This is a genomic window from Lysinibacillus sp. FW301-JW8, assembly GCF_058788755.1.
Genome location: NZ_JBYTBB010000007.1, coordinates 13,122 through 37,862 on the forward strand (window position 1 = coordinate 13,122; position 24,741 = coordinate 37,862).

Genomic DNA, 24,741 nt, shown 5'->3' on the forward strand with positions numbered 1-24,741 from the left:
AAATGGAGAGTCTAGCAACTTGACAAGGTCTGTTTTAGATTACTAGTTAAATATAGAAAGCAACTCTTGATAAAATAACTCCCAATGCAGAATCTCCCAAAGAAATAATTTCAGCAAAATAGTATAATAAAACAATATATTGTATCATGGAAGCTTTAAAAGGAGGATATTTGATGCAATACGAAGAAAAAAAAGTGATTGATTTTATTCACCAAGTAGTTTTGAAGGCAGGTGAGAAAATTGATAAGGTTGAAGACCAAGGGAGCATTCAAACATTAACTGTTGTGAAACAATCTGCACGTATTTACAAAAAAGTTTCTCAAATAAAAGTGACAAAGCAGCCATCTTATGAAATAGACATACCACAAGAGCTTATGAAATACAAATTTTCTCCGAAAGCTAAACGTCAGCTGGATGAACCATTTGAAACGATTCATAATTGGCTTCAGGCGGGATGGGTTATTCGTGAAATTTGTTACCATGTAGACGGCATAAGCGTCAAAGATGATGTTTATCGAATGGGACCAAACTATATCTACGCACTTGAACAATGTAAAAATAAAGAACAGCAGCAATATGAGTTACAACTAGAGCAGTTATGGAGACAAGCAGAAGTTTTGCAAATGACTAAACAGTTTCGATCTGCACTATCAATCGAATTACTGCCTAGCCAGTGGAGTCGTGTAAAACAATTTAAGTTTATGCAGTTTTGTATCGCATTTTATCAACTTACACAGCAAAAGGACTTATTTGATTTTAAAGAGATTGGTGCGACATATGAGGATCGAATCGGTGGTTCAAAAATGTTTGACCAGGAACGAGAGGAGTTTTTGGCGCACCTTGCACAATTGGGTATTGATGCACCGTCATATGGACTTGTTAGTTCTGGAAAAATTGTGCCGATTTATTTTGCTGGGCATGCACAATCAGAAATTGCTACCTATCAACTGGGAGCAGTGCATGCAACGACAGATAATGCAATATTACAGACAACATATACAACTGCTAGCACAACGCTATGGCTTGTAGAAAATCGAGCTATTTTAACACGAATGGCGACAGAAAGTGCATTTTTACGAGAGAGTCAATCATTTGTGCTTTGCTTGGATGGGCAAATTCGTTCTGCTCATAAGCAGTTTATCAAACAGCTTCTTAATAGTTCGATTCAGCAAGTATTGATTTGGACGGATTATGATGGGGCTGGGTTAACGATTGCCAAAAATGCAATTAATCTTCTTACTTGTTCATATAAAATTATTGGACGAAATTCGCAAATATTTACGGATATTGTGTCTTATGAGCAATGGCTTCAGCATGAAAACCTACATGAGCAGGAGCAGCAATTGGGGGGAGTGAAAGAATGGAAAATGTGGATATAAATGCATCAATTTCGATATTCCATAGTGATTATTTTTCCGCTGAATTTATGAAATCAATGCGAGATTTAGCGTCACTGTCATCAGTGTTGAAGGATTTAAGCACAGAAAAGATGTATGATTCACCAATGGAAATTATTCGCTTTTTAAATATTATACAATTATTGAACGAGGCATCATTAGGCATTGGTGACTCTATCGACAATGAAGATACCCTTTATTACCGGTATCGCCATACATATGGAGATGATTTGGAGCCACCAACAATTCAATACATTCAGCGTGTGCTGCATATTTTAGAGCGCAATAATTGGGTTGTAAGGCAGACACGACAAATTAAGTTAATGGACCGCGGCAAGCGTATGATGGATGGCTTAATTCGTATGGGTAACGATGCACTTGCTTATTATTTACAAGATGATATTGGACGTTCATTATTCCAAGCGAGGCGAGATGCAGAGATTAGTGCAGCGTATGATGATAAAGGAATTTCAGGTGGCAATAAGATTGCGTCGATGATCTATAATGTAGATCAAGCAATCGAGCAATTAGAAAAAAGGCAGCTTGAATTTTTGGCTGACCGAAATGCATTACCGCAGTTAGAAAAAATAAATCAATTGATGCTGGAACTAGAAGAGAAAATGACGGAGCGCTTAGCACAATTCCAAACTGTAGAGGAAAGCCTAGTGATGAGTAATTTGATGCATCGTGGGACGGCAGCTATTACAAAGGGCACAACATTAAGTTTAAGTATACTAACAAAATATGTGCGTTTCGTTAATATGCAATTAACGCCAACGGAAGAGGCTATTTCCCCTGAAAAGGTACGAAATTTTATTTTGTCAATGTATAATCCACCGCTACATGCTAATATTCCGACAGCACATGATATATTTAGCTTTATGGAGCAAAATCAGTATGAGGGGGAAACATTCGATGGCTTATGGATGCCGATAAAATTTGCTGCGCCAATTGGGGGGCAGGATATTCAAGATGCTGTGCATTATTTAGAAAATTACGAGCCAAAGCGTGAGGGCGATATTGTCGAGCTAGACGATCCAGCCTATAGTGACGTTGAAGTGGTAGGCAACTCGATTGAGGAAATGTTTGAGATAGCAGCATGGCAAATGACGAAGGCGCAAATTGATACGACGCAAATTGATAATTATTTAGACAAACATGGAGAGAGTGAAATCGAGGAATTGATTGTACAATCTAGCTCGAATAAATGGCATGATGCAATCTTATCAATGCTCGCCGTTTCTGCATTGACGAGTAGTAAAAAAATAGACAGAACACCTAAAACTGAAACGAAAAATTTTGAGAAAGAATGGGAATGGGTTGACGATGACGACAAACGATATACCGTACATAAACTCTCTAGCGATGATTGATCATCTTAAGGGTTATTTAACGACAGAGGAAGAATTGACCTTTATGCAACTGCTATTTTCCTCATCTGCCTCCATTAAAGGAGCGAATTATGGATTACGTCGAAAAGAGTTAGAAAAATTATTAGGCATTAAAAATGATGACAGTGCTTTTCAATCCTTTATAGACCGGATAAATGGGGCTTTAAATCGCTATTTCAAAATTGTTTATGATGAGCGTCGTGATCGCATTGTTGTTATGATGCGCATCACAGCGAATAACGCAAAATCTACATTGAGTAGCGAGGCATTGGCGATTTTACTGTATATGTTTTACCAGCAAGAAGTGTTAGGGCATGCATTTACATTATTGCATCAAATTTTAGTCGATTTTGGGCATGAATCATTAAATGCAAATCGAAAAATGAAGAGCAATATTGATCAATTGAAAAAGGTAGGCGCTGTCGAAGATTATGAAGCATCTTCAGAAGAGGCATACCAGTTAACAACAATTGGTGTACATCTATTTTCTGAATCATTTTTACGTCGCACAGTGGAATTTGCGCAGGAGACAAAGCTAAATAAAGAAGAAGTGATGAAATTTTTTAATCGCTATAATTTACATGTTGAGGAGGAGGATTAATGATTCCTTACGTGTTAAAAATACAAGGTGTACGTGATTACTCGCCGACACGGATTGTGCTTGGTGAAAGCGATGAACACATATTAATAACAGGACCGAATGGTGTTGGAAAATCGACATTAACATTTTGTATCGGTGCTATCTTGTATTCTGCAAAAGTAGATGTAGAGGGTTTGCGTTCAAGTAATTTACAGACGAATGAAGCATGGAACGCAAAATTGTCTTTACTGTTTAAAAATGAAGGAGCGACACGCATCGATGCACCTCCGTTTATTGCGTTTGAACTCATTGTGCATCAAGCTGTCAAAAATGGTGCTTTACAAAAAGAATACCGAATAGTAACAGGAGAAACTGAGGATACGTTAACCAACTGTATCACCTATACTTCTGGACAAACTGTAGGGCGCAATTTTAGTGCTTATAAGGAAGATTTACAAATTAAATATAAAATTGACCCAGATTTATATCATCTCATTTGGTATCAACAAGAAGTCAATCAATTTGCTGCGATGAACCCAGAGGAACGATTTCGACAATTTAGCAATATGTTTAATATTGCAGAGATGCAAAAAGATTGGGAGGTAGCTTTAGAAAATGTGAAGGAAGTGGAGCGGGAAATTCAGCATTTGATGTCTATTGTGAAAACAGCTAAATATAATTTAACGATAGCAGAAAATGAGCTTACTGCTTTTTTAAACAATAAAAAACGACTTATTGATTATGGTCGTCAGCATTATTCTTATACGAGTGTACTACTACAAAAATATATAAATGAATGGGAGGTTTCACAGGCCAACCGTCAGCAATTGCAGGAAGAGCATGAAAATATGCTGATAGAGCAGCAAACGAGCATTCAAGAACAACATATGGTGCAAAAAAATTTAGAGCAGCTGCGAGAAGAAGTAGTAAAAATAGAAGAGTTGCTTACATGGAAGAAAAATCAATTCAAAGAATTACAGGAGCAGGAAAAAAGCTTACAAAATGACTATCATCAGCTAGGGAATCAATTAGAGACGGTTTCTGATAAGGCAAAGCAATTACGTTTTGATGAAAAAACAACATTTGAAATGCGTGACGCAACAAAACAATTGCTCTACCAATTAGAAGAAGAGCGAAATAAGCTAAAGACGCAGGAACAGCAATTAAAAGAAAACGACAAAAGAGTGAGAGATGAAAAAGCACGCGTAACTGTGCATTTTGAGAATTTACAGCAGGATATTGTAGACGCACGTAAAGCGGTGCATTTATATAAGAACAGCAACTATATTACAGGTCAATTAGATGCAGCAAACAAAAAGCAGCATCAGTTATTAGAACAAAACCAATTGTTAACGTCAGAAATAAATACACTTCAAAAAACAATCCAACAGCTTCAGCAAAATCGAGTAAGGTCTGAACGCCAGCAACAAGGCTTAAATCATTTACAGAAGCTGGGCATTGAAGCGTATACATTACGCGATTTAATTGAATTGATGCCTGGTGTGCCTTTAAAGCTAGAAGAAAAAATAGAAACTATTAAATATGCTATATTTTACAATGCTTCAAGCTATCAACCATTGAATGATGTATATTATGTATCGTTAAAGCAGCTCATTCCAAATCGTATCGTTGTCAATATCCCTCATTTAGGCTTGCAGATGCGTAATGAACTAGCAGAGTCTCTACAAAACTATGCCAATAAAGCATTATGGTGGATTGAGCAATTTTTCACTTCAATGCCACAAATTGAGTCAGGGGTACTTGTTGATAAGCGCGGTCGTAGAGGAGCACAAGAACCATTGCAATTTATTTTAAGTGATGTAGCGATTCAGCAAACATTGCAGGAGCAACTGGGTAGGCTAGAAGCACTACAACAACGACAAATACAAGTAAATAGGCAATACGATGATACAATAGAGCAAATCAATCAATTACATGGCTATTTGCGAATAATTAGGCAAGCAGAAAGTATATTGCTAAAAGAGAATGAGCTACATGCTTTTAAAAGTCAAATAAACGATTTTGTAAAGCAATTATTGGATATTGATGACGAGCAAAATAGCGTTGAAGCGCATCTAGAGAATATAAGAAAGAATATCGCAGGGAATTTATATGAACTCAATGAATTGGAGAAGGCCTGTCTCGTCTATGAAGAGTTAGGAGCAGTAGCAGAACAACAAATTGAGTTGCAGCAATTAGCTACAGCTTTGCGAGAATTGCAGCAATCGATACGCAAGCTTAAAGTAGAGCTCAGTCAGTTAACAACAGAATTTGAAGAGAAAAACAGTATTATACGTCAGCAAAACTTAAACTTACAAAGTAAGAGAATGGAAGCTGAATTAATTCGTGGTGATTTAACCGCTTATCAATTGAAAATGAAAGAAACAAACGAAAAGATGGAGCAATTAGATGCTGATAAAACAAGTTTGATGATTAAAATAAACGAATTAGAGCATATTTTACCAGGCGAATCGTGTGTAGTGGATGAAACGATTTCAATGAATTGGTCTAAAACAAAATTAATTAGTGATAATGAGAAAGCTGTAGCAGCGTTCGAAGCAGCACGTTCGGAAAAAGTGAATATATATGCTGAAACAAATTATGAAAAAATGAAAGAAGATTATGAGCGTAAAAATGCAGATCTAGCAAGTGCAGAAATACTTCTTGAAACAAACGCGATTCGTGCGACAGAGCTAGAGGATAAGCTAGAAACCACGATTAATATGTATTTAACAAAAATCAATTTGCTGTTCCAAAAATATATGGACATCTTTCATTTTGAGGGACTTATTGACAAGGAGAGAATTGAAGAGAAATCAGGACGCATAAAATATTTACTTTATGTTAAAGCGCGAAAAATCGGTCATCAGGGCACGATGGAGGATGTGAGCTTAAAAGCACGCAATGGCAAAGTGGGTAAAGGTGTTTCTGGTGGAGAAGAATCTTTAAGTTCGCTGCTTTTTGCCCTTGCATTATTACAAAATTTATCAATTGCACCTAGCTATATAGTACTTGATGAATTTGACAGCGCATTAGATGATGAACGAAAGGACAAAGTATTTCATTTATACGCCAAAGAGCTAAATCGAAAGCTAATCATTCTATCTCCAAAAGCACATGACAAATCCTACTATGATCATTTTTCTAAGGTATTTGTTATTGAGCATAATTCCTCTATTCCGCAAAGCAGGATTGTTGGGTTTCAGAAGGTGAAATAGAGAAGGAAAATTGGGCATAGAAAGGGAATTTGAGCTTATTAAAGAAACTTGTGAAAAAAGGCTGATATTGCCTCAATGAAGAACGGTGATGAACTTTGCATAATTTTCGGGTAATACCTTAATATGATTTAATGATATGATTAAATATTCTCTTGAAAACTAACAATAATTGACTTCTAAATTACTCTCCTTTACAATTGATTTTAATAATCTAATAGGAAACTCAATTCCTATACAACTGAATAGCGTGTAATAATAGGTGTAAATTGCGTGCAATTTGCTGAAAAGGGAAGTCGGTGCAATTCCGACACTGTCCCGCAACTGTAAATGTGAGCGACTTTTCAAATACCACTGTTTTCAACGGGAAGGGGAAAAGAAGCGATGACCATGAGTCAGGATACCTGCCTATTATGAGTACACACCATAACCCTACGAGGAATCATACTAATATAACTTTCAAAAAGGTTGATATATTAACGTTTAAAGCAATTTTAGGAATATGTAGCAGTAGATTACCTTTTCTGATTATCTAATAAATTGGAGAAGGTGTTTTTATGTTAATTAAATTTGCTGTCCAAGACTTTATGGATGAAAGAGAACTAATGAATGCGAGCGAATTTACGCTCATAAACTACAGAAGTTTTTTTAGAGGGTTCCAAGAATGGTTGAGAGAGAATAACATTCAAGACGTTCAAGACATCTCTACAAATACGCTACGATTATATTTGATGTATTGTAAGAACGAGAAAGGCAATAGCCCTAACACAATTAACAATAAGGTAAAATGTCTTAAAGCGTTCTTCAACCATCTGTTAGAGAATGAGTTTGTACAGCACAATCCATGTCTCAAATTAAAGAAACAGCACACAGATGAACGTATAGAAGTTTTTAACGACTTGCATATTCGTCAGATGCTCCGATATTACAGACGTATGAAACGTAAAGACCATGAGTTTACAGCGTACAGGAATACGGTAATAATTCTGACGCTACTTGGAACAGGCGTACGATTAGGGGAAATGAGAGGACTTAAATGGACTGACATTCACTCTAAACATATCGTAGTATACGGAAAGAGCCGAAAACAAGAAACAGTACCACTAACTGAAAAAGTCTATAATGAACTAATGGAATTAAAACAATACTATAATCGTTACTTCAATTCTCCAATAGACTACGTATTCGTACACAGAGACGGTAAGCAGATGTCGTATGAATCCTGTAAGGGAGTATTTAAGAAGTTACAAGAAGTGATGAACTTTAAAGATGTACGACTTTCTGCTCATACATTTAGACATACATTTGCACACCGATATATTATAGCTGGTGGAGATGTGTTTTCGCTTCAAAAGATACTTAGACATTCCTCGATTTCGATGACAGAAAAGTATTTAGCGTTGTGGGGAACGGCACTCTATGAACAGAATAATAAGTTTAATCCACTAAACAATATGGATATATAAAGAACAAGGAGGGCTAAATTTAGTCCTCCTTTAATTATTTAATGATAGGGATTGTGAAAGGAGTATGTCGACACAAATATTCATAATAATCCTATTAATACAAAATTTTCTTGTAGTATAATAGAATTAGATTCATTGAACTACTTTATTGTTGAAAGTTGGGATATTTGTTGATAAAAGAAATAATAGAAAAGATGGGTACATTAATACCTTTATTGACTTTGATCTTTGGTGGAATTAGTATCCGCAGTGTATTTATATCTTTTTATACGTCGCTATCTTACGATTCATTTGATATGAGATTCTTACCAAGAGATAAATTTGCAGTGATTAAATTAAAAAAAAATATAAGTGTATTTTTAATTATTATTCCTATGTACTGCTCATTAGCATTTATATTAGCCTATGAAGCAATATTACTTCCTATTTTTGGTGGAATAGTTGTTGTTCTATTCTTCATATTTACTTTAGGAATGATACTAAGCTATATAGTATTGTTTTTAGAGTACATTTTTATTAAAAGCGCTAGCCTTAGATGGCTTCATTGGTTGAGGATTATTTTAGGGAAGCTTTCTTTGATTTATAAATTTAATACTAAAGCAAAATACTACATAACATTAACTTTCTTACTTCTAACTCTAACAATGTTAGCTTATGGATATATTGCTGATATTAAGATGATTTTGACTAGTTTAACAGAATACCTAGTCGTTATGTTTGTGATAGCAATATTACTCATTTATTCTTTGTTATCAGAAAATAAACCTGTTGATTACATATTTATTGAAGAAAATGATAACTTGAGCAACTTATTAGAAAACAATGATATTGAAAAAGAATTAAAATTAGAATACTTTTTGTCAGATTCAATAGCAGTGCTTTCAACTGAAGATAGAGTATACAGGGTAATTAAACGAATATCCGAATCAAAAAGTACTTATGAGATATATAAGTCTAATGAGTAAAATTCATTCAAGTAAACACAGTAAAAGGGTTCATTGTTAGTAGGTTATATAAGTGTATTTTTTGAGAAAGTTATGGGTGATAATAATGTATTTAAAGAAAAAGTATATAATGATTAGTGTAACGATTTTCATTATCTCAATTATCATATTTCCTATATTTGTGAATTATATAGCTAGCGCAGATTGGGGATTTCAGGTGTCTAACAATAGTACTTGGATAGGGTTTTATGCTACTTTTATTGGTAGTGTTCTTAGTGGTATTATCAGTGGCTCATTAACATTAGGTGGCGTTTATTTAACAATAAAAAATCAGGAAAAGAAAACAAAACAGAATGAGTTTCCAAAAGTTAGTTTAAATATGGATTTTGTTCTTGAAAAAATGCAAGAGGTTGAATTAATTGAAAACTTCTTGAAAAAGAAAGAGTATTACCATGCAATAGGAGTCAGTGAGGATTTATTGAAGTTTAAAGAAGATGTATTACAAAAATCTGCTAATGTAAACGCAGTTTTTTATAGAATTAATAGAGATTTACTAAAAGAAATAGAGAGGGTTGTAAAGCTCAAGAGGTTAGTTAAATATGGGAGGGATGATCTTAACCAAGAAATCCCTTTATATGATTCTCTTGATGAATTTGAAGATGTTATTTCTGGTATTTGTGAAAGGTTATTAACTGGTAAAGCTTACTTAAATAAAGAATATGAATATATAATTGAATATTATCAAGACTCTATAATTTAAGAAATACCTAAAGCGCAACCATTAATAGGTTTGCGCTTTTTTTATATTTCGGGCTTACCTTTCTTCGATAATTGTTTGGCTAATTGTAGAGTGTTTTCTATGGAGGCGATCAATAATCCCTTATCTGCTTCGTCTAATTCGCTTAGTATTTCTTGAATTTTTTTATCGACATCACTCTGATTATTTACTTTCAAATCATAATATCTTTTATGATTACTCCGTCCTAAAAGATAGTCAGTTGATACATCAAAGTGATCAGCTACTCTTTCTAAGTTCTCTGCTTTAGGAGAAGAAGTGTCCCAACGGCGTATTTGACCATTAGAGATTCCTATTCTCCTTTCTACTTCTGCAAAAGTAGTGCTTCTTTCGTCACACAAATTTTTAATTCGCTCCACTAAACTCATTTATATCAACCTTTCTAAGGCTTACAAAGTACAGAACTGACTTTTTCGCTATCTACATGTTGACAAATAGCTTTTATGCTAGTAAACTGTGTTTATAAGCTAACTTATTTGCTAAAGATAAGTATAAAAAATACAACCTAATATAATACATTTTGACGTTGGGGAACGGAATAAATGCAATGTTTCTAGGCTTTTTTAAAGTCTTATTTAACTATGTCTTTATAATAGCATTTAAGTTATTTTAGGTCAAATGATTTTAGCGAAATAGCTAATTATTATTGAAAGTAATTTTAAATTGAGAGTAAATAATAAACAAAAAGGAGAGTTCATTTATGAGCAGCCATTTTAGCGTTTTAAGTCCAAATTATAGAGGAACGAAGAAGTATAATTTATTGGTCACTACTAAAATCGTAGTTGAATCAAATTTTACCGATTATCAAGGTGTTAAGTTATTAAATCGTGATGCATCATTAATCTGTGATAATAAGTTTAATAGGATTATAGTAAAGGTAGATGGGGACGACAATCTATTTGAGGTGAAAGAAGCATCATACACGGTGTTAAAGGATAATTACAACATTGGTGTCATTGATGCACTTATCGCATTTGACATATTTGCAAATAGTGCTGAACAAGCTACAGATAAAATGCGAAGAACCTTAGATGGTGACGTTGTGATCAAAGACTTTACATTAAGCGATATGGATACTTACAATATGGATTTTGATTGTGACGTAATATTATTCGAGTTTGATCATGAGTATCTGGTGAAAGAGATCACACATTACGATGAAACTCCAAAAAAATACGAGCAACTCGCATCATTAAAAGTAATTGTAAAAGGGGATATTCCAAAATTTATAGAAGGTATGGATGGGGAGTTGAACTTCCTATATAAATCAGATAATTTGAATTACAAATTTGAGGGTTTTAAATTATCTATCGATGGCTTAAAAAAGATAGATTACAAACTATTGCCGATTTCCTTCAAAACGTTAGAAGAGGATGGCTTAACAGAATTTATTTTTGCTTTTAATTTTGATGTATACGGGTATAGTCCAGACCACGCTACTGATCAATTTGAAAGTCTTTTTACTCCAGACAACATCACAATCAAAGACTTTACTTTTATTAATGATGAAAATTTCATTGCTTCAAAACTAGAAGTAATCAAAATTACTGACACAACAGTTGAAGATTTGGCACAGTAATATGGACGATAAATTAAATGAAATTGAACAATATTACTCTAGCTATTTGGAAATTGACAATAAAGAACAATTTGAGAAAGTCATAAACGAAGTGTATAACGATTTGGGGTCGTTAGACGCTTATAACCTTCTCGTTTAAAAAGAACCAAACTTCTCAACCGCCAGCAAAGCGCAAGAAGAATGGTTCGAACTAAGGAAGTCGGGGTTAACGCCCCCTCTTCTTATCCAATTAATATATTAACATTATTTACTAGTTTAAGCAAATTGAGTATTTGGAATCGACTAGCTGATTGGATAGTTTTGCAGTATTATCAGGGATAGAGTAAATCAATATCTAGGTCTTCCACCAAAAATGGGGGAAAATTCTCCACACGTGGGGAAAGGTGATTTATTAATTTTTTTTAGTAACCTGACTAGCTACTTGATGGTGAAGCTATTATTATTAGAATGTAAGACAATGAACAGTATGGAAATGGGAAATAACCTTGCTTTTTAATATGCAAGGTGATAGATTAAAATTTACCTATATATAGTATAGAGGATAAATTTATACATATAGGATTAAGATGTACTCAGTATAGCATCTTAAAAAAAGTATGTAAATAGATTTGGGTAAAATAATGTAGATTATATCCCTTGGAAATACCAAGAAAAGGAATATGACCAGAGGAGGAGAAGTTTCATAGTCAAAAAATTTAACAGTAATGCCTTTTTAACTGATGTGATTTCAGAGCAAGAAATTAAAAATTGGAAAGGGAATATAATTTTAGATGCAGGTACCGGGACAGCCAAAACGAGTTTGATTTTAGATAAACTAGCGCACGTATGCTTAGATCCATTTAAGACAATATTGATTTTATCTAGTCGTGATGCATTAACAAAAGAAATAAGGAAGAAAGTAGATGACGAAATATTATTTAATGTAACTGTCAACTCATATCAACATATTGAGTCATGTATTAAAAATAAGGTAACGGATTTGAGTCCTGTTTTTGCTAATAAATACGATTACATTGTTTTGGATGAATGCCAACATTTCACTGAAGGCATTAGTAAATACACAGATTTAAGTTTTAAGTGGATTATGCAACACTCTGCACAGAAGGTATTTATGAGTGCAACAGCTAAAACTCTATTTAGACATTTAATCGAAGAAAAGCATGTGTCTTTAGATAACTACTACTACATTCCAAAGTCGTATGACTATGTTTATGATATTTACTTTTTTAATAAGAAAGCTGACATAGAATACATAGTAGATGACTTGATGCAAAACACAAACGATAAAATTATAGTCTTTATTAATTCATTGGATGCATGTAAAAAACTCTATTTCAAATATAAAGATGATGCCGTATTTTATTGCTCTAAATTTAGTAAAGATAAAGAGGCGATAGATATATTAAATAGCCAGTCCTGCAAAATAGAAAATGAAACATTTACAACAAGACTGTTAATCTCAACCTCAGCACTAGATGTTGGAATCACATTGAAAGATTACTCGATAAAATATATAGTAGCTTCAATCTTTAATCATAATCAACTAGCTCAATGTTTGGGAAGAAAAAGAAAAATAACTAAATCAGATAAGCAATACATAGAAGGTTTAAATGACACTTGTACATATTATATTAGAAAATTTAACAGACGTGAGATGAATCTAATTGATAAATCTAAAGATTTGAAGGAAATGGATTTATTTCAATACGATCATAACCAATACGTTATTAAATATGGCTCCAATCGGGAACACATTAATAAATACATATTTTACGACTTTGATAAAAAGAAATGGGAATTAAATGAACTGGGCTACATGACAGCCAAACAATTACAAATGGATTTGTTTGAGATGAAAGAGAAGGTGATCGGAATAAATAGAAATAAAAATGAAATTAAAGGTATAGGTTATAAACGTTTTGTGGTAGATAAATTAAAACTTCCAGTTGAAAAGGTAAAGGAATATGAAGTTATCAAACAGGAAACGCAAGAACAAACTCTAGATCAGTACTTGGAATCTGTTGTTGGTGAAAGGTTATTGAAAGAGCAGCAAGCAAAATTAAAAGAAGTCTTTAAAAAGAATGGCTTGAATGCTCGTACATTAGGGATAAATACATTAAATGGTAATTTAAAAGACCGGAAATTACCTTATAATATCCTTTCAAAAAGAAGTGATAAATGGTTGGATGGTAAAACTGTAACTGTACGATATTGGGAAATCGTTAATAACATAGAACATTAAAATCTCGTCAAAACATACATTTTTCTTATATATAGATAATTACATAATTTGACGAGGATTACCCAAATAAAAGAATAAATACATATACGACTATTTAATTTTACTATGTGACCGAATAGGGAACATTGGGAAATTAAATAGTCGAAGATAATAGTTTTTAGTTGTTAGTAGAGCAAATTTGCGAATAGCGAATTTAGCGATACTTACAAATCAAAAGTATTATCCATGTTTTGAACTTAGATTTTCACCATAATAACAAAACGTAGTTACTAGACAAATAGAAGAGGTAACTACAAAAGGAGGAATTTTTATTTATTGTGTGATTCAAAAAGTGAAAAAGAAGAAGCCTAACCAATATGGCGAACGAAAAGAAATCAAAGTTACAGAGACAACTTGGTCATTTAATGGTGAGAGTAAAACATCATATGGTTATACATATAGTGATGAACGCTTTGAACGTCCTGTTTTAGATGCTTATAAAATTAGTATTCATCACAGCTATCGAGAGAATGGAAAGGTCAAAAAGAAACAATGGGTTATCTGTACAATGGGCTACTATGATTTTCTTAATAGTTGGTACGGTGACTACTATATGCAAGATAAATTGGATAAGTGGTTAAAGGAAATGGAAATTACTGAAGATGAATTTTATGAGATTTTAAATAAAAAAATCAATCCATTAACACAACAAATTGAAAAGGAGTTTAAGCAAACTGAGGAGTATAAAGCCAAAATACTACAAAAAGTTATATTAGACAAACACAGAAGGAAAGAGAAAGAATTTGATGAAGAGTATGGTCATGGAGAATATAAGTATTGTTATGACGTATTTGGAAAGCTTCGCAATCCTGAGTACTTGGAAGAATTAACAATTAAGAAGAAAGCTCAAGAGGAATATGCAAGACGTAGTTACGAGGAAAGTTTCAAGCGTACCTACAGTAATTATTCAAGTGGAGGTAGCAGTAGTTACTCATTTACTTCACAAAGTAACTACACTGAAGAAGAAAAAAAGATGCTGCATGAAATCTATCGTATGGCATCGAAGAAGTTTCATCCAGATATAACAGGTGATAATGGTGGGAAAATGAAGTTTCTTACGAAGTTAAAGGAGCAATGGGGATTGTAGGTACTGCTCATTTTAATAAAGTAACTACAATTGTTAACCGTCCAATTAGAACTGTTTATGATGACACATGTTTAACTCAGGCATTATGTCGGAGTTAAATGAGCATAATTGCGGTCACCGTCCATGATTGCGAAATAAAATATGTCTGGTACAACAGACGTGTCGCTGAGAATGACATGTTGTATTGGTTAGTCAAAAAAGACAAACCAACTAAGAGCAGGTCACTAGCAATCCCGAAAATGGGAACACTAAATTGGTTTCAGAAAAAACAGAAACCAAACAAAAGGGCACTTAAAATTTTAAGCAGGGGTATTTTAGTTTTAACAGTGACATAATCTCACACTTAAAAATAAAGATGATTTAGAAGTGACACTATGTCCCTTCCAAAAATAAATATAGAAAGGGAGTATTACATGGTAAAAGAGGAAAACAAAGGGATTCATATTAGAAGTATTCAAGCAAGTAAAGCATTTGAACATTCAGAGAGAGGAGAATATGTAAAATCAGATTACACTGGTATGATGCCATACTCATTATTATCAATGAAATTAGACACTATGCGTGAGTTTAAAAAGCGTACTGTTATTTTAGAAGGTACAAAGAAGAATCCAATAAAATGGAAATATCTAAGTGACGATTTAATAAATGTTAAATTTGATAATAAGGTATTGAAATTGGAAATGGTTATTGAACAATTACTATCGGATATTGAAGGAATTGAAAAACGTATATCTGTTGTGACTAATGAAAAGAAGTTGAAAAAACTAACAACAATACTAGAAACAAAGAATGAACGGTATGAAAAAATAAAGGATATAGACATATCTAAAAATAAAGAATGGGAAGAGAAATCCACTGGATACTTACGTACATACTTATACACTAACGGATTTACACTTAATGGAGTGGAATATTTTCAATTTTCAAGATCATCATCAAAAAGCCGTAAAGGTGAGGTACTTTTCATCAAAAAAACACTATTGGAGAAAATTCAAAAATGGATACGAATGGGCTTTTCGATTAAAGAAGGTGCGCCAGTCGATCTTGTAAGTTTACGAGCCTACGAATCACTAATAGGTAGTGAAATTGAATTTACTGTTGATATTGATGTTGAGAACATTTTTATCACGAATGATTTAGAATCTAAGTTCAAAGTAAAAGATGAAATAAAAGTTGTACGAACTGATAATAAAGGGAAATTGGAAGTTATAAAAGAAAAAAATCATAAAATCACAAACGATATTTTTGATGGACAATCGTTGATGAATCATGAAACTTTCTTTAAAGGTAAGGATTATTCGTTCATGTTACTTAGAAATCATATGTTTAAAAGTGCAGGGTTTTCATTCGATATTCAAGGCTATTTACGTGACTATCACAAAGAAAATAAGCCTACGGAACATTATGATGATTGGCAACTAAAGGACATGTTTGGGAATCCTATGTTAGCCAAAAATATATTGGTTGTAACTACTCCTAATTCATGTAAATTCCTTAAATTTGCATACTTGATGACTAAAGGTGAATCTTATACAGACTATGAAGAAATTTCAGATGAAGAGAAATTCAAGGCTGAAAAAGCCATGTACAAACATTGGAGAGAAAAAGTAATTAAGGATGGTCAAGTTTTTGGAGTATGTAAGCATGAAAAAGAGTCCACTCATGGATTCTTTGAAGATGAAGAAGACTCAGTACATAGATTGTCCTATCAAATTATAAATACCTTACCTGCTGATAAAAAGTCTATCTCAATACTGATGAATGATGAACGTAACTATGTTAAAAAGCTACAAGATAATGAAAATAACGCATTCATTGATTATCTTGAGAAAACAAGTAGTGATTTAAACGCCAATCATTTATATGTGAACCTTTACAATATCAATAATGATTTCCAGTACACTACCATGTTTAAAGAATTTAAATCAACCAAGATAAACAAATACAAATCTAAAATGAAGCGTGGGAACATTAGAATAAAGGATATTGAGTATTGTGTCATGTGCAGTAACCCAATAGAGATGATGCATTCAGTGGTGGAGCATTTTACTTCTGAAAATCTAAAAACAATTACATTAAAAGATGATCAAATTTACACAAAGCTTTTCCCGTTTGACGAAAGTGTTGTAGGATGGAGAAATCCGCATACAGCAACATCTAATTATTATAAATCTAGGAACACTCATCATCCGTTAATTGAAAAGTATATGGGGGAAATAAGTAAAAATGTCGTAATTGTAAATTCTATTGAAACGTTAATCATGGAGACATTAAGTGGTTGTGACTATGATAGTGACAGCCAAGTATTATCAATTAATAAATGTATTCGTTATACAACTAAAGACATAAAAAAACACTTTGCTCCTGTTGTGAGTGGTATTAAGCCAGATAAAGCAAATACATATACATATATGCCAGAACAAATGGCTTCAGCAGATGAAAAAATATCGAGAAGTTCCAAAACAATTGGGATGGTAGCAAATCTCGGGCAACTCGCTCAATCCATCTATCAAGATTTAAAAGCAAAAGGTAAAAATGAGGATGCGGAGAAGGTTCATGATCTTGTGTCATTGGTTTGTGCATTATCAACCGTTTGCATAGATGTAGCTAAAAAATCATTTAAAGTAAAAATTGAATCTGAAATTTCCTCAATAAGAAAGACCTTAAATACATATATCCAAGAGAAAGACACGTACTATGAAGATGGCGTAAAGAAAACAGTAGTAACGGCAATTCATAAACCAAAGTTCTTTAGTGAAATTGAAAAGAAGAAGAATGAAGATGAACGCAAAAAGGGAATAGAACGCAAAATACCTGTGATTTATAAAGATTTTGAGACTCCGATGGATTATCTTCAAAAAGAAATAAGAAAAATAGGAAATTCAGATAGAACAATCACTATTCCTATGAAAGATTTATTAAACAAGGAATTAAAATTGAATGATGCGAATAATCACCAACTTCCAAGACTGCAAGAAATGGCATTAAACTTGAATTCTGAATTTATTACTATTAAAAAGGAAACGCCAAAAGAAGAAGTGCAAGAACGGTTATTGAAAGCAAATGAATTAACGAGTAAGTATAAGGAGGAATTGTCAAAGTTAGTGATATATGCACCGACTATTATGAGTTTGATTAATCGAATGTATATTGAGGATAAAGATTCTGATTTAAGTATCCCAGAAAGTAGTGCATTATTAAACATTATATTATACACTCATTATGGTGAATTTCGCAAGGTTTTTTGTGAAAAAAGTTAATTTTTTTCATGATTAATTAAATTTAAAGCCATTAAACAGTTGGTATCACTAGGTTTGTAGATTTTTCTTTTTTTGCTATATAGTAGAGGAAATGAATTTATTCACTCTTTTACTAATATAATTCTAAAACTTTTAATTTCTCATTTCATTAATATTGTTTATGTAAATGATTTTAAATGCTTTAGTTGCTATATGCTTTTTGTGTATAGTTTACCTCTTATTATTTAATTTCTCCACTTTGGGATTTAGCGATAAGTCCCACTTTCTTTCGTTAAATAAATTCAATTAATAAAATAAATACACAATACAGAAAGGAGATGATTAAAGTGTCAATTGATAGTCGAAATGAGTTATATCTACTTATGAGGAAGAAGAAATTGAAGGCTCGCACGATTGCGGAAGAGATCGGAGTATCTGCTTCATTATTAAGCCAGTTCTTCAGCGGAAAGGCGAACATGAATATTGAAAATGAAAATAATTTAAAAAGATACATAAATGGGTTTGGTGAAGATAATGAGTGTGTATGATATTTTTAACAAAATGTATAAACATGCGGTCACAGATGAGAAACTAATGAGGTTGTTATTTTATGTTGCAGAGCATAGGGACGATGACGTAACTATCAAAACGGATGCGAGACCTAATATTGTTGGTAACTTTGATATGATCAATCAAGTTGTTAAGATGCGTAGACCAAACAAAGGTGATTTGTTACCAGATAATGCTCAATGTGTCTTATACATTTATCTAGGTGAATTTGAAAACTCTGTAATGGTAAATACAGGGACAGTAAATCCTACGAGTTTTTATCAATACGTCAATTTAGATGCTTATGTCCATGAGGAATATCAGAATACAGGATTTGCATTAGCTAAAATTGTTGATCGATTACTAGCTTTATTCAATCAGGTGCATGTTGGTGGAGTTGGCGCTGTTAAATTTATGACTGCTGCTAAGTTAGAAGATGTTGATAAATATGAAGGAATGCAGATTAAATTACGAAATATGTATACACAAAATTAGATAATGCATATAGCAATCCATTAATATCATATCAACAAAATGAATAATATGCAAGTGGAAAGGGAGACGGAAATATTATGGTTAAATTAGAAGATTTAAAAGAAATTAAAATGGATAATAAAGTGATTCCTCTAAATTGGAGTCAAGAACAATATGCAGATATTGTGTCTTATGAAAGGGAAGTTGAGTCCTTTAAAAAGGAAATCGTTTCAATAATTATCGAAAATAATATCATGTATGAAGATGATAATGATAGAAGTAAGAAGCGCAAAGAAGCTAAAGGAATGGCTCTATTGCACTGGATTAATCAGCTTAAAATTGGTTATTTAAAATTTTTTAAGGAAAACGAGTCGTTCGAATCTATTTTCGAAAATAAGAAATTTAAATTTTTAGGAATTGAGTATTCAATTGTAAGTGATGATACTGACTCTTTTGAGTTAGATGAGAATAGGGCTAAATTAAATGTAAAATCTTCAAGCATGGAGCATATCAGCTTACTCATTAAGGATATCAGTAGGGCAATACATGACATCCTTATGTACGAGACGGCATATTGTCATATACCCAAATATGTACACAAGTTTAATGGATACTCCATTCTTTCTATCTTTGTTCAAAATGGCATTGATAAAGAGTTTTTCGAAACATCTGACGAAGTAGGAATCAGTAAAATTAATATCGGATTAAATAGTTATGAAATGAATTTTAGAGATTTAGACGATGGCTCTATGGGAGAAATCTATAAACAACGTAAAAGTATTGATTTGAACCGTAAAAACAGTAGTGCTGTACAGCTAAGTACAATCTTGCATGAAATCATACATGCTATCTTTAAAGAGTGGGATATTAATGTCTCTGAAATCTACAAACGCACACAACTACAAGAAGGAGAAGAAGTAGATAAAGATAAATTAATGGAGGAAGAGATTGTTACTCGATTAGGAGCAGGTTTGGCAGACGTATTTTTGAATAATGATAATAATTTATACAACTTTTTCTCGACAGTAAAACCAGATATCGTTAAATTTGGTGTGTGAAAGTTATATAAGTGAGAGAAGGTTGGTTAAATGAAATATGTTTGGAACGATAAATGTGAAAATAGTAAAAATGGATTTGTAGAAGTTGTTGTAAGTGACAGTAATGAAGGATTTGAAAAGTGTAGCCTCTATGTAGATAAACCTTGTAGGATCATCGTAAATAATTCCGCAATAGAGGATATTGTTTCAAATTACATTATTACCGCATCTACATTCGGTGAGAAGATAAAAAGCATTGTAATTAAAGATGCGAACATCAATTTTAATTGGGAAGGGGTCTATTGATGTTAGAAAGATACGTTAGTAACTATATGGAAATGTTGAAAGATACATTTGACGGTCTGGATGAATTAAACGGTGAACCACTATATGCAGGAGTTAAAACAGAGTTTTTAGATATTAAAGAAGTTAAAACGGCACTGGTAAATGAAATATCAAAGCATTACGACATGAAGAAGGCAGAAGTAAATAAGTTATTGATTGTTGAAGAATTCAATAATGAGAAGTGAATATAGGCAAAGAAAAGGGATTAATAAAGAGGTAAGGTAAATTACACAGAGAAAGTGAGTAGCACTTATGAAAGATGAAGAAAATATTATGCATAAATTAGAGAATTTCGCTTGTAATAATAAAGAGAATAATAGAGTCGTATCTGTTGAGATTGATAAGCATATTGATTCCAATTATGTTGTTACAAATATCGCAATACGAGCAATGAATGATGAAATTGCACATTCATTGGATGATTTAAAATGGCGAGATGGTAATTTAGTTGATTATCTTGAAAGAGAAATTGATAGAGTGAATTTGCATGGTTAAATTGAGTACAGAAGAATTAATAAAGCGAATTAAAAGTGGTAAATCTATTCAGTTAAAATTCGGTACATTACATGAAGGGATTAATAAGGTGCAAGTAGGACGTGCATTAATTGATCCTTGGGAGTATGAAGGGATTTTAGATGAATACGAAAAAGATAATGTATTATTTTATATTACAGGTTATGGACAAGGGTTTGAAAAAGTACAAGACTATTTTGAATACTTAGCAATAGAATGTTTTATTAATAAGGATAATGACAAGTTAAAATAATATGTTTAAGTAAACGTATATGTAAACATATTTGTAATACATAAATATAGCAATAAAAATTAAATGAATGAGAAAAAGTAATAATTACATAATTTTGGTTTAGTTACCTACTTAGTTAACATTAAAGGTTTAATTGCCAATTAGATAAATTATAAGGATAAAAGGGGAAATAATTATGAGTACAAAAACATTAGCAGAGCAGTATCAAGAAGCTTCAGATTATTTATGGAATTTTGTTAGTTCGGCAAATGAGCATTCAGTTTTTATGCAACAATATAAAGGTGAATATGAGTTACTTACTGAAAAATTGGATGAGTATTTAGATAGAATATTAGAATTACATTGTAAAGCATTTGATATTGATAATTTCAAAAACGTCTATTTAGATAATATAGCAGTGTGTTGCAGTAATTATTATGATGATCCAATTTTTCCAGTTTCGTTTGTTGAAATATTCAGCTATCTGAACAAAGAAAAGTTTGATAAGACTGCATTAAAAGATTTTTGCGCTGTGTTGTTTGGAGAAGAGTTTGAGCATATTACGGACGGTAAAAGTAAAGAGTCAATTTATACATCTGAAGCATACAAAAAAGCACTTTTAAATGTAAAAGAACAGGTCGAACGAAGTGTAATAACATTAGATAAGATGAGCGAGACTATCGATATTTTAAAAGCAATTACTAATAGTGAAAATGAAGCTATGAGTATATTTAAATATCATGATTCGGACATCAATAAACTGATTACGTTTGTAGATGATGTAGTTGATGGACTAAGAGCAGTGCATGGTGTACTTTATAATCACGAAGCTGAAGATGTTTGTCTTGTTAATCTAACTAAATGTAAGGACTATTTTTATAGTGAAGGTCATGAGCATTGGGGAGATGATAATTTTATTGAAGCATCATATCAAGCATACGATATTGTTACAGGCATTCTTGATGTAAATGATCGAATTAAAGAAGTTGTAGAATCGTCTTTTAGTGAGTCTTTTATCGATTTATTTTCAAGTAAAGAAGATTAATGAATAAAATACATAATGAATATTTAAGGAACTGCATCTGAAATAGGTGTGGTTCTTTCTTATTCATACAGGGGGTAGCACAATGGGGTTACTCGAATTATTAACGCTTATATTCGTAGTATTGAAGCTAACAGGTTTAATTGCGTGGTCTTGGTGGTCAGTACTAATCCTGCTTATATAGCATTGGGTTTATATACAGTATGGATTGGTATATCACTAATGAATATGTACAAAACGAGTAGGATTTTCAAAAAAACTTCGGAAGAAAGAAAGGGAATAGAAATGAATAACTATATAAATTTAAATAAACGTATTGGGAAGTTTTATATTTCAAACAAATTATTATTTGATAATTATGATATTGTGAATCGAATATTGAACAATGTAGTTGTAGTGGAATGTACTCATCATTTTTATAACAATCATTTTGAATATCATGCTATTTCACCATTATTTGACGTGGTAGAAGAAGGATGTCAACCTAACGAATACAAAGTATCGATAACAGGTGATGAAATCAAATTTGAGAAGGTGAATTATTGAATGAAATATACAGCGAGTAATGTTGTGGATTATATTGTAGAGGTTTTTGATATTGAAGAAACAGAAGTATTTGAAGGACTTAACAAAGCTTCTGAAATTGGATTGAATCGTAAAGGGACTATGTTAGAAGATTTAATGGAATACAGCAGTTATTTTAAGGAATCTGGACTTAGCTTTCCAGAGATGATTAAGGTAATGAGGGAGAGAGCATAGTATGAATTTTGGTCAAGCAATTGAATTTGAATATCATGGTGTAATTTTATTTACAGTTGAAAGACAAGGTGATTCAATCATTACTAAAAATTCTAAAGGTATAGTGATTTCCTCAAAACCTATAGGGATATCATTAAAACATTAAAGGGTGTTGCTTATGCAATGCCTTTTTATTATGCATAAAGGGGTGAGGATATGAAGTATACAGTTGATAAATATGGAATCGTACAGGTTGTTGGTGAAGTAAATACAGATAAATAATATGTTGAAAAAGTGTTAAGGCGGTGATACATAATGGAAGAAAAAGAGTTACGATTAGAGTTAGATATGCTAAGGGATAAAATGAAACCTAACCATATTAAATTTGCTGAAGAGTATCATAAAAGTGGTGGAAATGGTACATTATCGGCTAAATTAGCAGGGTATAGTGAGAAGTCAAGTTATAGCCAAGCGAGCCGACTCTTAAAGGATGATAAGATTAAAAAATACATAAGCATTCTTCAGCAATTAGCATCTAATCATTTTGAAGTTAATCGTGAGGACGTTATTAATAAACTTACTCAGATTGCATTCGGTGGTGAGCATCCAGTAGGGCAACAGATGGAAGCTATTAAGATTCTAAACAATATGACTGGATGGAATGCACCAAGTAAGCAAGAGGTTCATCATACAATGGATGAATTAGCAGAACGTACAAAGGATATGTCATTAGATGAATTAAAAGCATATCGTCAACAATACGGCTTAGATATTGAACAATAGCAGTTCATAAAAGTATACTTTCTGGAACGCTTTTTGATAGACTCGTTATCCTTAATTCTACGTTGATTATTTTGTTCGTAAAAGTGTTTATAATCAATATGAACGTTCGTATATATACATTGACTTTTACGAACTCTATTGATATACTTAATCTAACAATTAAACCAGTTGGAGGGATTAGGTATGGGAGTGCGTAACTATGGATATATACGTGTATCGTTTAAAGATCAAAATGAAGCTAGACAATTAGATTCATTGTTAGAATTAGGAATAGATGAGCGTGATATAAAAATTGATAAAGCAAGTGGTAAAGACTTTGACCGTCCTGCATGGCAAGCATTAAAGTATGACATTCGTGAAGGTGATACGCTTTTTATTCACTCGCTAGACCGTTTAGGACGCAATAAAGACGGTATCATGGAAGAATGGCATTACATTACTAAGGTTAAGGGTGCTGATATTGTGGTACTGGATATGCCTTTATTAGACACAAGAAAGTATAAAGATTCAGTCGGATCATTTGTTGCTGATTTAGTTTTACAAGTTCTGTCATGGATAGCAGAGGATGAAAGAACACGTATTAAAACCAGACAAGTAGAAGGTATTGAGTCGGCAATGAAACGTGGTACTAAGTTTGGTAGACCTAAGAAGTCGTACAGTACAATGTCAGACGTTGAGCGTGAATCCTTTATCCAACATTACAATGAATGGAAACAAGGTAATAAAACAGCCGTACAGACGTTTACTGAATTGGAAATGACAAAGACAACGTTTTATAAAATAGTAAAAGAATATGAAGAAACTTTAAAGCCTATCTAAACCGATATGGCTTTTTTATTTTGTGTGTATTGAGGTGAATATTAACTGAAGAAAATGACAGAGGAAGAATTAAAGCAAATTGAATTAGACAAAATCAAGCTGAATAGGATTATCAAAATTAAGGAAGCTCAGGAATCATTCTATACCTTTTGTAAAGTAATGTTCCCAGAATTTTTCACCAAAGGAAGGGAAGCATACACCATTAAATTGTGTAATACGTTGCAGAATATTTAT

Annotated in this window: 25 protein-coding genes and 1 riboswitch; of the genes, 24 read left to right on the forward strand and 1 reads right to left on the reverse strand. The window is 32.4% G+C overall.

Annotated features, from left to right (window positions below; genetic code table 11):
* The first annotated feature begins 173 nt into the window (after window positions 1–173).
* The 7 genes from AC3WOM_RS04510 to AC3WOM_RS04540 all read left to right on the forward strand — a co-directional run bounded on the left by AC3WOM_RS04510 (window position 174) and on the right by AC3WOM_RS04540 (window position 9,753).
* The gene (locus tag AC3WOM_RS04510) at window positions 174–1,379 is read left to right on the forward strand and encodes a DUF2399 domain-containing protein (protein WP_427546152.1); all 1,206 of its coding nucleotides are present in this window, start codon (window positions 174–176) and stop codon (window positions 1,377–1,379) included.
* Window positions 1,361–2,770, forward strand: coding sequence for a hypothetical protein (locus AC3WOM_RS04515; RefSeq protein WP_427546154.1), 1,410 nt, complete (start codon window positions 1,361–1,363; stop codon window positions 2,768–2,770). Before AC3WOM_RS04510 ends, AC3WOM_RS04515 begins: the two co-directional genes overlap by 19 nt.
* Window positions 2,724–3,389 (forward strand): hypothetical protein, encoded by a 666-nt coding sequence (locus tag AC3WOM_RS04520; RefSeq protein WP_427546156.1) that lies wholly within the window; start codon window positions 2,724–2,726, stop codon window positions 3,387–3,389. The genes AC3WOM_RS04515 and AC3WOM_RS04520 overlap by 47 nt, the downstream gene beginning before the upstream one ends.
* Window positions 3,389–6,586, forward strand: a complete 3,198-nt coding sequence (locus AC3WOM_RS04525) for a hypothetical protein (RefSeq protein WP_427546158.1) — start codon at window positions 3,389–3,391, stop codon at window positions 6,584–6,586. Before AC3WOM_RS04520 ends, AC3WOM_RS04525 begins: the two co-directional genes overlap by 1 nt.
* A gap of 240 nt (window positions 6,587–6,826) precedes the next feature.
* Window positions 6,827–7,009, forward strand: a riboswitch (cobalamin riboswitch).
* A 131-nt stretch (window positions 7,010–7,140) separates the two neighbouring features.
* Entirely contained in the window at window positions 7,141–8,049 is a 909-nt protein-coding gene (locus AC3WOM_RS04530) for a tyrosine-type recombinase/integrase (protein WP_492445216.1), read from the forward strand.
* Window positions 8,050–8,219: 170 nt separating this feature from the next.
* Complete coding sequence (locus AC3WOM_RS04535) at window positions 8,220–9,014, forward strand: hypothetical protein (protein WP_492445218.1); 795 nt, start codon at window positions 8,220–8,222, stop codon at window positions 9,012–9,014.
* Between the two features lie 85 nt (window positions 9,015–9,099).
* Complete coding sequence (locus tag AC3WOM_RS04540) at window positions 9,100–9,753, forward strand: hypothetical protein (protein WP_492445220.1); 654 nt, start codon at window positions 9,100–9,102, stop codon at window positions 9,751–9,753.
* A 41-nt stretch (window positions 9,754–9,794) separates the two neighbouring features.
* On the opposite strand, the gene AC3WOM_RS04545 is transcribed toward AC3WOM_RS04540, so the two are convergent.
* Window positions 9,795–10,157 carry a helix-turn-helix domain-containing protein gene (locus tag AC3WOM_RS04545; protein WP_492445222.1) on the reverse strand — a complete coding sequence of 121 codons (363 nt, stop codon included), beginning with the start codon at window positions 10,155–10,157 and terminating at the stop codon, window positions 9,795–9,797.
* A gap of 332 nt (window positions 10,158–10,489) precedes the next feature.
* On the opposite strand from AC3WOM_RS04545, the gene AC3WOM_RS04550 reads away from it, so the two are divergent.
* From AC3WOM_RS04550 to AC3WOM_RS04630, 17 genes are all read left to right on the forward strand, one after another.
* Complete coding sequence (locus tag AC3WOM_RS04550; RefSeq protein WP_492445224.1) at window positions 10,490–11,368, forward strand: hypothetical protein; 879 nt, start codon at window positions 10,490–10,492, stop codon at window positions 11,366–11,368.
* 721 nt (window positions 11,369–12,089) lie between these two features.
* Entirely contained in the window at window positions 12,090–13,610 is a 1,521-nt protein-coding gene (locus tag AC3WOM_RS04555) for a DEAD/DEAH box helicase (RefSeq protein ID WP_492445226.1), read from the forward strand.
* A gap of 331 nt (window positions 13,611–13,941) precedes the next feature.
* Complete coding sequence (locus tag AC3WOM_RS04560) at window positions 13,942–14,736, forward strand: hypothetical protein (RefSeq protein ID WP_492445228.1); 795 nt, start codon at window positions 13,942–13,944, stop codon at window positions 14,734–14,736.
* A gap of 413 nt (window positions 14,737–15,149) precedes the next feature.
* Complete coding sequence (locus AC3WOM_RS04565; RefSeq protein WP_492445230.1) at window positions 15,150–17,996, forward strand: hypothetical protein; 2,847 nt, start codon at window positions 15,150–15,152, stop codon at window positions 17,994–17,996.
* A 326-nt stretch (window positions 17,997–18,322) separates the two neighbouring features.
* Window positions 18,323–18,523: a helix-turn-helix domain-containing protein gene (locus AC3WOM_RS04570; RefSeq protein ID WP_492445232.1), complete on the forward strand. Its 201-nt coding sequence runs from the start codon at window positions 18,323–18,325 to the stop codon at window positions 18,521–18,523.
* Window positions 18,510–19,019, forward strand: coding sequence for a hypothetical protein (locus AC3WOM_RS04575; RefSeq protein WP_492445233.1), 510 nt, complete (start codon window positions 18,510–18,512; stop codon window positions 19,017–19,019). The genes AC3WOM_RS04570 and AC3WOM_RS04575 overlap by 14 nt, the downstream gene beginning before the upstream one ends.
* Window positions 19,020–19,096: 77 nt before the next feature.
* A complete protein-coding gene (locus AC3WOM_RS04580; RefSeq protein WP_492445235.1) occupies window positions 19,097–20,056 on the forward strand; it encodes a hypothetical protein in 960 nt (319 codons plus the stop codon).
* Between the two features lie 30 nt (window positions 20,057–20,086).
* Window positions 20,087–20,341 carry a hypothetical protein gene (locus tag AC3WOM_RS04585; RefSeq protein WP_492445237.1) on the forward strand — a complete coding sequence of 85 codons (255 nt, stop codon included), beginning with the start codon at window positions 20,087–20,089 and terminating at the stop codon, window positions 20,339–20,341.
* Window positions 20,341–20,565, forward strand: coding sequence for a hypothetical protein (locus AC3WOM_RS04590; RefSeq protein WP_492445239.1), 225 nt, complete (start codon window positions 20,341–20,343; stop codon window positions 20,563–20,565). The genes AC3WOM_RS04585 and AC3WOM_RS04590 overlap by 1 nt, the downstream gene beginning before the upstream one ends.
* 67 nt (window positions 20,566–20,632) lie before the next feature.
* The gene (locus AC3WOM_RS04595; protein WP_492445241.1) at window positions 20,633–20,875 is read left to right on the forward strand and encodes a hypothetical protein; all 243 of its coding nucleotides are present in this window, start codon (window positions 20,633–20,635) and stop codon (window positions 20,873–20,875) included.
* A complete protein-coding gene (locus tag AC3WOM_RS04600) occupies window positions 20,868–21,146 on the forward strand; it encodes a hypothetical protein (protein ID WP_492445243.1) in 279 nt (92 codons plus the stop codon). The genes AC3WOM_RS04595 and AC3WOM_RS04600 overlap by 8 nt, the downstream gene beginning before the upstream one ends.
* A 175-nt stretch (window positions 21,147–21,321) precedes the next feature.
* Entirely contained in the window at window positions 21,322–22,170 is an 849-nt protein-coding gene (locus tag AC3WOM_RS04605) for a hypothetical protein (protein ID WP_492445245.1), read from the forward strand.
* A gap of 282 nt (window positions 22,171–22,452) precedes the next feature.
* Window positions 22,453–22,713, forward strand: a complete 261-nt coding sequence (locus AC3WOM_RS04610; RefSeq protein ID WP_492445247.1) for a hypothetical protein — start codon at window positions 22,453–22,455, stop codon at window positions 22,711–22,713.
* Window positions 22,714–22,926 carry a hypothetical protein gene (locus tag AC3WOM_RS04615; protein WP_492445249.1) on the forward strand — a complete coding sequence of 71 codons (213 nt, stop codon included), beginning with the start codon at window positions 22,714–22,716 and terminating at the stop codon, window positions 22,924–22,926.
* 1 nt (window position 22,927) lies between these two features.
* Window positions 22,928–23,071, forward strand: a complete 144-nt coding sequence (locus AC3WOM_RS04620) for a hypothetical protein (protein WP_492445251.1) — start codon at window positions 22,928–22,930, stop codon at window positions 23,069–23,071.
* Between the two features lie 149 nt (window positions 23,072–23,220).
* The gene (locus tag AC3WOM_RS04625; protein ID WP_492445253.1) at window positions 23,221–23,688 is read left to right on the forward strand and encodes a terminase small subunit; all 468 of its coding nucleotides are present in this window, start codon (window positions 23,221–23,223) and stop codon (window positions 23,686–23,688) included.
* 183 nt (window positions 23,689–23,871) lie between these two features.
* Window positions 23,872–24,507, forward strand: a complete 636-nt coding sequence (locus AC3WOM_RS04630; protein ID WP_492445255.1) for a recombinase family protein — start codon at window positions 23,872–23,874, stop codon at window positions 24,505–24,507.
* Window positions 24,508–24,741 lie beyond the last annotated feature (234 nt).

Excerpts from the sequence above, each read along its gene's own strand:
- AC3WOM_RS04550 (WP_492445224.1), top strand. The coding sequence starts at position 10,490 with ATGAGCAGCCATTTTAGCGTTTTAAGTCCAAATTATAGAGGAACGAAG.
- AC3WOM_RS04620 (WP_492445251.1), top strand. The coding sequence starts at position 22,928 with ATGAATTTTGGTCAAGCAATTGAATTTGAATATCATGGTGTAATTTTA.
- AC3WOM_RS04525 (WP_427546158.1), top strand. The coding sequence starts at position 3,389 with ATGATTCCTTACGTGTTAAAAATACAAGGTGTACGTGATTACTCGCCG.
- AC3WOM_RS04515 (WP_427546154.1), top strand. The coding sequence starts at position 1,361 with ATGGAAAATGTGGATATAAATGCATCAATTTCGATATTCCATAGTGAT.
- AC3WOM_RS04540 (WP_492445220.1), top strand. The coding sequence starts at position 9,100 with ATGTATTTAAAGAAAAAGTATATAATGATTAGTGTAACGATTTTCATT.
- AC3WOM_RS04510 (WP_427546152.1), top strand. The coding sequence starts at position 174 with ATGCAATACGAAGAAAAAAAAGTGATTGATTTTATTCACCAAGTAGTT.
- AC3WOM_RS04590 (WP_492445239.1), top strand. The coding sequence starts at position 20,341 with ATGTTAGAAAGATACGTTAGTAACTATATGGAAATGTTGAAAGATACA.
- AC3WOM_RS04585 (WP_492445237.1), top strand. The coding sequence starts at position 20,087 with ATGAAATATGTTTGGAACGATAAATGTGAAAATAGTAAAAATGGATTT.
- AC3WOM_RS04605 (WP_492445245.1), top strand. The coding sequence starts at position 21,322 with ATGAGTACAAAAACATTAGCAGAGCAGTATCAAGAAGCTTCAGATTAT.
- AC3WOM_RS04575 (WP_492445233.1), top strand. The coding sequence starts at position 18,510 with ATGAGTGTGTATGATATTTTTAACAAAATGTATAAACATGCGGTCACA.
- AC3WOM_RS04565 (WP_492445230.1), top strand. The coding sequence starts at position 15,150 with ATGGTAAAAGAGGAAAACAAAGGGATTCATATTAGAAGTATTCAAGCA.
- AC3WOM_RS04625 (WP_492445253.1), top strand. The coding sequence starts at position 23,221 with ATGGAAGAAAAAGAGTTACGATTAGAGTTAGATATGCTAAGGGATAAA.
- AC3WOM_RS04530 (WP_492445216.1), top strand. The coding sequence starts at position 7,141 with ATGTTAATTAAATTTGCTGTCCAAGACTTTATGGATGAAAGAGAACTA.
- AC3WOM_RS04610 (WP_492445247.1), top strand. The coding sequence starts at position 22,453 with ATGAATAACTATATAAATTTAAATAAACGTATTGGGAAGTTTTATATT.
- AC3WOM_RS04520 (WP_427546156.1), top strand. The coding sequence starts at position 2,724 with ATGACGACAAACGATATACCGTACATAAACTCTCTAGCGATGATTGAT.
- AC3WOM_RS04615 (WP_492445249.1), top strand. The coding sequence starts at position 22,714 with ATGAAATATACAGCGAGTAATGTTGTGGATTATATTGTAGAGGTTTTT.
- AC3WOM_RS04545 (WP_492445222.1), bottom strand. The coding sequence starts at position 10,157 with ATGAGTTTAGTGGAGCGAATTAAAAATTTGTGTGACGAAAGAAGCACT.
- AC3WOM_RS04600 (WP_492445243.1), top strand. The coding sequence starts at position 20,868 with ATGGTTAAATTGAGTACAGAAGAATTAATAAAGCGAATTAAAAGTGGT.
- AC3WOM_RS04630 (WP_492445255.1), top strand. The coding sequence starts at position 23,872 with ATGGGAGTGCGTAACTATGGATATATACGTGTATCGTTTAAAGATCAA.
- AC3WOM_RS04595 (WP_492445241.1), top strand. The coding sequence starts at position 20,633 with ATGAAAGATGAAGAAAATATTATGCATAAATTAGAGAATTTCGCTTGT.
- AC3WOM_RS04580 (WP_492445235.1), top strand. The coding sequence starts at position 19,097 with ATGGTTAAATTAGAAGATTTAAAAGAAATTAAAATGGATAATAAAGTG.